Below are 9098 nucleotides of genomic sequence, written 5' to 3' on the forward strand. Positions count from 1 at the left end.
AAAACAGACCCAGTAGATAGTTTATACACTTATGATAATAACCCTTCGCCCCGTTTGGCCTGGGTAGAAACATATACCTATGACGATAAACCTAACTATTACAAATCCGGACCGGACAAGGCGCTTTCATTGATATACAAAGATTACTATACAATGAGCGCTAATAACATTAAAACCGCAAAGTTTACCGGCTATTCTGCAAGTACTGTTACAGTACCTGTTCTGATAAACAGGTCATTTACTTATGAAGTGGACAGCAAAGGTTTATTGACAAAATCAGGTGTACTCATTGCCCAGCCGCAACAGCAGCCATCAACCATTACAGAGTATTTCTATAAATAACTCCTGATCATTTAACACCTTAAACACCATTTATAAACAAAAAAGGAAGCTGCCTTAAACCGGCAAGCTTCCTTTTTTAGTTATGTAAGTTTACTAACTAATCAAATGCAGGTTGTTGGTGCGTTGTAATAGCAATTCTGTTCCAGGCATTTATAGCTATGATGGCCATAATGGTTTGAGCAAGCGTTTGCAAATCAAACAAACTGGCCACATTCTGGTAAGTTTCGTCCGAAACACCTTTACTTATAAACGTAATTTCTTCTGCCAGTGCCAATACCGCTCTTTCTGTTTCGCTAAAATAAGGGGTTTCTCTCCATGCGTTCAACGCATAAATTCTTTGCTCTGTTTCGCCCATCTTGCGTGCATCTTTTGTATGGATATTGATGCAAAACGCACAACCATTAATTTGCGATACCCTGATTTTGATAAGTTCTTTTAAAGAGGGTTCTAAATTTGTTTTGGCAAGGTATTTTTCAAATTCAAACATCACCTCATAAGCCTTGGGCTCTATTTCACTAATAACTAATCGTTTACTCATTTTTTTATTGTTTAATTTTTAATGATGCGAAGTTGCCCAATGTTTAAACACTAAAAATTAAAGTACTTTAAGAAAATCAGGAGATGAAATAATTGCTTTTCAGGAGAACTTATTTTCGTTTAAACAGGTAAGTGGCAATCACTTGTTTTCAAAAACCATATTTAAATCCTCAACTATTCGTTTAATCTCAAGCTGTGAATTTTCAATGGATTCGGCCAGGCTGCTTCCTCCTAAAAGCTCACCATTTATGGATATTTCGTGTATATCAACAATACCCATCATTTTAAATGTTGCCCTTAAATAAGTAGTTTGAAAATTTACGTGCTCGTTATAACCACCTTTTTCATAGCCTTGCGCCCCTCTTGACATTAACAGGTACAACTTTTTATTTTTCAATTGCCCGATGTATGGATCCCTGATATTTTCACGATCTAACTCCCAGGTTTCATGAACCCGCAAAACCTGGTCAAGATAGGCTTTAAGCGAACTTGGGAATGAGTAGTTGTACATGGGCACTCCCATTACTATAATATCTGCCTTTTTTAGCTCGTTAATATATTCATCACTTTTTGCTAAGGCCTCATGCTCCTCTGCCGATCTTAACTCCTTTGGTTTAAATGCTCCGGCAATCCAGTTTTCAGATACATGAGGAACATGCTCAAGGCCGAGATCCCTCCATACAATAAATGCCCCGGGATATTTCTTTAACCATATATCGGTAAACGTTCCTGTGAGCTTGCGTGTGTACGACCGCGTAGTTCTGGGGCTGGTATTAATTACTAATAAACTTTTCATTTGTCGTTTTAGGACAAATGTATCCGCCGGCAGAAAACAAATAATTAAAGTACTTTAAGAAATAGTGTTGATGGCTAAATGAAGATGATCAGGAATTATTAACGCTTTTATTTTTTGCCCGCAACATGCTTAAAAACTCCGGTGTAAAGCCTAAAAATGAGGCTAACATGTACTGAGGTATACGTTGAACAAATTCGGGAAAATCAGTAGTGAACTGATGAAATCGATCTTCGGCGGATGTACATAGCAGCAGTTCAATTTTTTTGAGCGATGCAACGTAGGCTCGCTGCATCATTTTCCGAAAATAATTATTTAGCTGCGGTATTTGCTGAAATAAATCATCGCATACCGATCTGGTTATGATGGCAATTTCAGAGTCTTCAACCGCCTGGATATAATAATCAGACGGTACATTATTTTCAAAACTATGGTAATCACTTATCCACCAGCCTGTGATACCAAATTGTACAATTTGTTCTGTTCCGTTTGCCGTTATAGTAAACATGCGGACACATCCCGACAGCACAAAGAAATTCCCTGAACATATTTGCCCTTGTTTTAGAAGATACCCTTTTTTATCTACCTTTTTATAGCGGAGATTTGATATTAAAATTTCGCGTTCTGATTCAGTTATGCGAATAAAACGAGCCAAATGCTTTAAAAGAGGTTCATACATTCCAATCAATTTATTGGTGAAGTTACAATGTTCTTTACCAATTTGGGTAAAGTTTGAGGCTAATTTTTACTAAAAAACTATTCTTCCTCCAATTTACACAACACACTGTATTTCAATCAACTACTTTATCTAAAAAACGCTATCTGGTCTACCTGATTATCCAAATCTGGACTATAAAATAATAACATGTGGTCTATAACTTTACTCACATATTTCATAATCTTCAATTATTAAATCTAAAATCCTATGGTAACTATTACAAAAGAACAACAGGCCTTCACGTTAATAAATGTATTTACGGTAGCGGCCGACAGGCAAGATGAGCTCACAAACTTTCTGATCCAAAACACGGATGAATTCATTTCCAAATGTCCTGGTTTTATCTCCGCAAGCTTTCACAAAGGCATTGATGGAACAAGTGTTGTAGTATATGCACAATATGATAGCTTAGAAGCTTTTCAAAATATGATTAAGACAGAAGGCGGTCAAAAAATGGTAGAAGAAGGAAGTAAGATCGCTGAATCTGCCCAACGCAGTTTATGCTATGTTTACGAAACCAAAGATCTGCAACCTACTTTGTAAATTGCTGTTTGGTGAATAACCGACCCTAAACAATTTAACTAATTTTAGCTACGACCGTCCCGACAGGTCATATTGTTAAAAAATCAAAGGTTCGCCACCATGTAACGAACCTTTGATAATGATGTTACCTATCAACATCATATTATACAAAATCAACAAAACAATAAAAAATCATGAATTTTTCAATACTCCAAAAGTAAACTACAAACATATCCGATTACTGCCAATATGGTTAAAATTACTGCCACTTTTGTCCATAATCTCCAAATAACCAGTATTATGCAGGTAATTCTGATAAGGCCGAAATTTGAAGCAGCGTGTTTTACGCCAGTCTTAAAGTTCGGCTGTCATTAATCGCTTAAGTAGTAGCAAAATGTTTAAATACCTGTTAGATCATATGTTGCGGTACATCGATCTCGATGAAGAGGAGAAAGCCATCGTTACCAACCATTTCAAATATAAAAAGCTATCCAAAAAAGATTATGTATTAAAAAGTGGTGATGTTTGCCAGGGCAATTACTTCATCCTCACGGGCTGCCTTCGCCTGTATGTAATCACCAATTCCGGAGCAGAACAAATTCTTCACTTTGGCATATCTGGCTGGTGGATGAGTGATTTGGACAGTTTTGATAAGCAATTACCCAGCGACTATTACATCCAGGCGGTGGAATGTACTGAAGTTGCTTTTATTAGTAAAGCAAACTATGAAGCGCTGATGATCAAAATTCCAAAGCTTAATAAATATTTCAGAATAATGATGCAGATAGCCTATACCGCCAAGCTGAAGAAATTAGAATTGTTCCTTTGCCACACTGCCGAAGAAAGGTATCACTCATTTAATAAAGCCTTTCCGGATTTTGTGCAGCGCATACCGCAATATATGCTTGCCTCTTTTTTAGGATTTACACCGGGTTTCCTCAGCCTCCTGCGTGCAAAACGAAGCAAGGTTGATTAAACCTCATGATCAACCCAACCCCCGTTTGATTTTTTTATCTACAGATTTCATTTCTTACAGTAGTTGAAGTTTTTTGTCCTTGCATCTGCCGATTTTTGTCCCCATAACACACAAGTAATGGAAACAATGAAGTTTAACACGAAGCGTAACGGCAACACTTATTATCAAGTATTAAAAAACCGCAAAAAACGTAAGTTATGGAAGTACTGATATATTTAACAACCCGGGTAATTTTATTTTTCTGCACAGTGGTAATTACTTACATAGCTGTACTTCCAGACGCTAATATGCACAGCGGTAACAAAGGGCCGGGCTTTGGATGAATCCTTTTTAACAGCAATCTTAACATACGGTTTCTTTCGGAGCCTCCGATTGCTTGCGCTTTAATTAAGCGGTTCATATAGCAATAGCTGGCGTAAAGTCTTTAAATAACGTAACCATTTCTTCTATTACAGGTGCAATGCACTGTTTGTAAGGAGAGAGGATTTCTGTTGCCTCATTTTTCAGATCAATGTGTCTGAATTACCTGATTAAATTACCACAAGTTACTCATAATGAAGCACAAACAAACTCCAATCATTAAAACATTAAACACACTATAAATTTTAACACTATGAAAATTTCCTATTTGGCAATCCTGGTTATTTTGGCGGCAGGCTGCAAACCACAACCACAAACGGCAGCCAATCCTTCACCGCCATCATTGCCTGTCACCAGCCTGGGTTCAACCAGCGAAACAACATTTCAGGACTACCCCGCTTCCATCCAGGGAACTGTAAACATAGAGGTAAGGCCCCAGGTTAGCGGGCTATTAGACAAGATATTTGTAGATGAGGGCTCATTTGTAAATGCCGGCCAGCCCCTTTTTATGATCAACGAGCAACCCTTCCGGGCAGCGCTGAACAATGCCCTGGCCACACTTCACGCCGCAGAATCATCACAGGCTAATGCCCGGTTAGAGGTAGAAAAACTAACACCCCTTGTACAAAACAAAGTAGTATCAGAATATCAGCTAAAAACAGCCCGGGAAGCTTTTAACATTGCTACAGCGAATATCGAATCTGCCCAAGCAAGCGTATCTACGGCCCGCATCAATTTAGGATATACCTTAATTAAAGCGCCGGTGAGCGGCTATATTGGCCGGTTATTAAAGAAACAGGGCAGCCTGGTAAGTCCATCAGATCAAACTCCGCTTACCGATCTATCTGATGTGCATGAGGTACATGTATATTTTTCCCTCGGCGAAAAGGAATTCGTCAATTTTAAGGCACAATATCCCGGTGAAACCTTAAAGGAAAAACTAAAACACCTGCCCCCTGCAACCCTGCTGCTTGCTGATAATTCTGAATACCCGGTTAAGGGCAGCATTGATATGATTGATGGCCAGTTCAATTCAACTACAGGCGCAATTACCCTAAGGGCCAGCTTCCCCAATAAGGCGGGTCTGCTGCGTTCGGGCAATACCGGCAAGCTCAGGTTAAGTTTGCAACACCCTGACGTTATCCTTGTTCCGCAGCAGGCAACTACCGAAATGCAGGATAAAATTTTTGTGTACACTGTATCAGATAGTAATAAAATAAAAATGAGCGCTATAACCGTTTCGGGACAATCGGGCAATAATTACCTGGTTAAGGATGGCGTAAAAAAAGGCGACCGCATTGTTTTGAGCGGCATTGGCAGCCTGCAGGAAGGCACTCTAATTCACCCCGAAGCTGCAAGCGAAAAAACAACCATCGCGAAAAACTAACATAAATCGAATACAAGAATCAAGCGGTAAGAAGATAGATGATGGCATTTATCGTCCTAATTCAATTCTTGTTTCTAACACATAAACTTCAAAGTCATGTTTAAAAAATTCATAGAAAGACCGGTACTGGCAACGGTTATCTCCATACTCCTGGTTATTCTGGGTGTGCTTGGTTTATCTAAACTGCCATTACAACAGTTTCCGGACATCGCGCCCCCTGCGGTATTGGTAACCGCCAATTACCCTGGTGCTAATGCCGAAACCGTATTAAGATCTGTTGCCCCTTCATTGGAAGAATCCATTAACGGGGTAGAGAACATGACCTATATGACCTCTACAGCCAGCAATGACGGCTCATTGAACATCACTATATACTTTAAACTGGGCACAAATCCTGATCAGGCGGCGGTGAATGTGCAAAACAGGGTGGCACAGGCAATCAGCCAGTTACCCGCGGAAGTTATTCAACAAGGGATAACCACGGTAAAACAACAAAACAGTTTGATCATGGTATTGGGCTTGTATACCGAAGACGAAAAAAAATACGATCCGATATTTGTTACCAACTACGCTCAGATCAATATCATTCCTGAGATCAAGCGGATCACGGGAGTAGGTTCGGCCAGTATTTTTGGTGGTGTTAAGGATTACTCCATGCGTATCTGGCTAAACCCTGCCCAAATGGAAACCTACAAAATTACAACAGCCGAAGTTACAGCGGCTATACAGGATAAAAGCCTGGAAGCCGCGCCTGGCAGGTTTGGTGAAGGCAGCAAGGTATCTTTTGAATATATCATTAAATATAAAGGTAAGCTGACCAAACCTGAAGAATATGAAAACATAGCGATAAGATCAAACAGCGATGGCTCCGTACTCCGGCTAAAAGATATAGCCCGGGTAGAGTTTGGTTCATATACTTACAGTGGCCTTACGCAGCTTAGCGGTAAAAAAGGTGTAGCTATAGGCGTTTTCCAGCTTGCCGGCTCAAATGCCAATGAAATTCAGATAGCTATAGCCAAACTGATGGAAAAAGCTGGAAAAGATTTCCCGTCAGGGGTTAAATATAGCATCTTTTATAACACCAAAGTATCATTGGATGAATCTATATCGCAGGTAAAGCATACCTTGATCGAGGCTTTCATATTGGTGTTTGTTGTTGTGTTCCTCTTCCTGCAGGATTTCCGTTCTACCCTGATCCCGGCAATAGCAGTACCGGTGGCCATTATCGGCACCTTCTTTTTTATGCAGTTATTTGGTTTTTCAATCAACCTGCTAACCCTATTTGCCATGATATTGGCTATAGGTATTGTTGTGGATGACGCTATTGTGGTGGTTGAGGCTGTACACGCAAAAATGGAGCACAAACATCTGGGCGCAAAAGCTGCCACGGCAAAAGCCATGCATGAAATTACAGGTGCTATTATTTCCATAACCCTGGTAATGTCGGCTGTGTTTCTTCCTGTCGGATTTATGGAGGGCTCAACCGGAGTATTTTACAGGCAGTTTGCTTTCACTATGGCAACAGCCATCATTATATCTGCTGTTAATGCCTTAACGCTTAGTCCTGCCCTTGCCGCGTTATTCTTAAATAATGATCATAAAGAGCCCGACCAGCCAAAAAGTAGTTTTGGAAAAAGATTTTTTACCGGGTTTAACAGCAGCTTTAACTCACTTACCAACAAATATATCCGGGGCCTGCAATTCCTGATCAAAAATAAATGGATCAGCTTGGGTGGCATCGCTATAGTTTTCCTGGTGACCATATGGATGGTTAAGAAAACACCAACCGGCTTTATCCCGTCAGAAGACCAGGGATTTATTGCCATCGCTATTAATACCCCACCCGGAACCTCGCTTGACCGCACCATTAAGGTGATTAGCACCGCTGAGGCCAAACTGCGTGCAATGGAGTCCGTTACCTTTACCGATGCCATATCGGGCTATAATTTGTTAACTAACTCCAGCAGCCCGTCAGATGGTGTTTGCTTTGTGGTACTCAAACCTGCCGAAAAAAGAGGGAAGATCAAAGATATTAATAAGATCATGGATGAGGTTAGGGCTAAGCTTAATGCCATCAATGATGGAAGCTTCTTTGTGTTTACGTTTCCAACCGTTCCCGGATTTAGTAATGTGGAGGCTCTTGACCTGGTGCTTCAAGATAAAACAGGCGGCAGATTAGATAAATTCAGCAATATAGCTAACGGATTTATAGGTAAACTAATGCAGCAAAAAGAGATAGCCTTCGCGTTTACAACTTTCAAAACAAATTATCCGCAGTTTCAATTGGAGATCAATGATGACAAAGCCGGGCAGCTTGGTGTAAATGTGAAAGATATACTATCAACCATGCAAACCTATTTTGGCAGTTCGCAGGCCTCTGACTTTAACCGCTTTGGTAAATATTACCGGGTGGTTATTCAGGCAGATGTTGCCGACCGGGCAGACATTTCAACGATGGACCGAATTTTTGTAAAAAATAAGCTTGGAGAAATGGTACCTATCAATACACTGGTTAAACTTACCCGTGTGTATGGTTCGGCCACTGCTTCCCGTTACAACCTGTTCAGTTCTATAAGCTTAAATGTAATTCCAAAACCCGGATACAGTACAGGCGATGCCATTAGGGCTATCCAGAACCTGGCAGTTAAAGAGTTACCGGCAGGCTATGCCTATGACTTCTCGGGACAAACCAGGGAAGAGCTTTCATCAGGCGGACAATCCACGCTCATATTCATCATGAGTTTGGTATTTGTATACTTTATTCTTGCCGCACAATATGAAAGCTACATACTTCCGCTGGCAGTGATATTATCTATTCCTGTGGGTGTATTCGGAGTATTCTTTGTATTAGGTTTAACCGGAATAGAAAACAATGTTTATGTACAGGTAGCCTTGATTATGCTCATCGGTTTGTTAGCTAAAAACGCCATCCTGATAGTAGAATTTGCCGTACAGCGACGAAAGGCGGGCTCTACGTTGATTGAATCGGCCCTCATTGCTGCTAAAATGCGTTTGCGGCCAATCATCATGACATCTCTCGCGTTTGTTTTTGGTCTGTTTCCGATGAGTATCGCTACCGGCCCATCTGCTCAGGGTAACCACTCTATCAGTATATCCGCGGCAGGCGGCATGGTATCAGGCGTTGTTCTCGGCCTGCTCATTATACCTGTTCTGTTCGTGATATTTCAAAGTCTTCAGGAAAGGTTTACAGGTATACCCGTAGCAGTTTTACTTGACGAATACCCCGAAGATGAACACAGCGGCATCGGAGAACTGATCAAAAAACATAAATAATTCAATTGCTGAGTGATGTCCCCTGAATCTGGACAGATAAAAACAAGTATAAAATGAACAAACATATAAGCAGATTAGCCCCGCTCCTTCTGATCTTTGCAAGTGCCTGTAAAATATCAAAGGATGTGGCTACACCCAAACCCGAGTTACCTGTAGCATTCAGGAACTC

General features: G+C 40.5%; 9 protein-coding genes. 6 read left to right on the plus strand and 3 right to left on the minus strand.

Annotated elements, in window-relative coordinates; translation table 11 throughout:
• On the plus strand, window positions 1-342 hold a 342-nt coding region (locus AAGC65_RS22840), incomplete at its 5' end, for a hypothetical protein (RefSeq protein WP_343114782.1).
• Between the two features lie 97 nt (window positions 343-439).
• On the opposite strand, the gene AAGC65_RS22845 is transcribed toward AAGC65_RS22840, so the two are convergent.
• The 3 genes from AAGC65_RS22845 to AAGC65_RS22855 form a co-directional block, all read right to left on the minus strand.
• Window positions 440-880, minus strand: coding sequence for a carboxymuconolactone decarboxylase family protein (locus tag AAGC65_RS22845; protein ID WP_343114783.1), 441 nt, complete (start codon window positions 878-880; stop codon window positions 440-442).
• Window positions 881-1018: 138 nt separating this feature from the next.
• Complete coding sequence (locus AAGC65_RS22850) at window positions 1019-1675, minus strand: NAD(P)H-dependent oxidoreductase (RefSeq protein ID WP_343114784.1); 657 nt, start codon at window positions 1673-1675, stop codon at window positions 1019-1021.
• 88 nt (window positions 1676-1763) lie between these two features.
• Window positions 1764-2351: a Crp/Fnr family transcriptional regulator gene (locus tag AAGC65_RS22855; RefSeq protein WP_343114785.1), complete on the minus strand. Its 588-nt coding sequence runs from the start codon at window positions 2349-2351 to the stop codon at window positions 1764-1766.
• A 246-nt stretch (window positions 2352-2597) separates the two neighbouring features.
• On the opposite strand from AAGC65_RS22855, the gene AAGC65_RS22860 reads away from it, so the two are divergent.
• From AAGC65_RS22860 to AAGC65_RS22880, 5 genes are all read left to right on the plus strand, one after another.
• Window positions 2598-2933, plus strand: a complete 336-nt coding sequence (locus AAGC65_RS22860) for an antibiotic biosynthesis monooxygenase (RefSeq protein ID WP_343114786.1) — start codon at window positions 2598-2600, stop codon at window positions 2931-2933.
• A 373-nt stretch (window positions 2934-3306) separates the two neighbouring features.
• Entirely contained in the window at window positions 3307-3888 is a 582-nt protein-coding gene (locus AAGC65_RS22865) for a Crp/Fnr family transcriptional regulator (protein WP_343114787.1), read from the plus strand.
• 197 nt (window positions 3889-4085) lie between these two features.
• On the plus strand, window positions 4086-4211 hold the full coding sequence (locus AAGC65_RS22870; protein WP_343114788.1) for a hypothetical protein: 126 nt from the start codon (window positions 4086-4088) through the stop codon (window positions 4209-4211).
• Between the two features lie 290 nt (window positions 4212-4501).
• Window positions 4502-5635 (plus strand): efflux RND transporter periplasmic adaptor subunit, encoded by a 1134-nt coding sequence (locus tag AAGC65_RS22875; protein ID WP_343114789.1) that lies wholly within the window; start codon window positions 4502-4504, stop codon window positions 5633-5635.
• A 96-nt stretch (window positions 5636-5731) separates the two neighbouring features.
• Window positions 5732-8929, plus strand: coding sequence for an efflux RND transporter permease subunit (locus tag AAGC65_RS22880; protein WP_343114790.1), 3198 nt, complete (start codon window positions 5732-5734; stop codon window positions 8927-8929).
• Window positions 8930-9098 lie beyond the last annotated feature (169 nt).

Origin of the sequence: Mucilaginibacter sp. (assembly GCF_039207105.1) — a bacterium.
In the GTDB taxonomy this organism is placed as follows: Bacteria; Bacteroidota; Bacteroidia; order Sphingobacteriales; family Sphingobacteriaceae; genus Mucilaginibacter.